This is a genomic window from Shewanella sp. AS16 (genome assembly GCF_021412365.1).
Lineage (GTDB): Bacteria > Pseudomonadota > Gammaproteobacteria > Enterobacterales > Shewanellaceae > Shewanella > Shewanella salipaludis.
On record NZ_JAKCLK010000262.1, the window covers coordinates 1 to 291 of the forward strand.

At 53.6% G+C, this 291-nt stretch carries 1 protein-coding gene; it reads right to left on the bottom strand.

Annotated features, from left to right (window positions below; translation table 11 throughout):
* Positions 1 to 40: 40 nt before the first annotated feature.
* On the bottom strand, positions 41 to 291 hold a 251-nt coding region (locus tag LZP73_RS20245; protein ID WP_234236728.1), incomplete at its 5' end, for a HisA/HisF-related TIM barrel protein.

The following is a 291-nucleotide window of genomic DNA, read 5'->3' on the forward strand; positions in this document are numbered from 1 at the left end:
CCTTTCACCACCTGACCATCACGAACGTCGAGACAAGGGATTATGCGTTTTGCCAGCATGCGATGGCCTCCTTCACGGTGAATTTACCTTCCAGTAATGCACGACCAACTATTACGCCGCGTACACCAGTACCACGCAGGGCCGCCACATCGTTAATGTCGCCAATACCGCCGGAGGACTGAAATGCCACCTGTGGATATCTGGCGCACACTTCTTCATATAAAGAGACGTTAGATCCCGCCAGCGTGCCGTCGCGCGAGATATCGGTACATAGCACATGTTTCAGGCCGA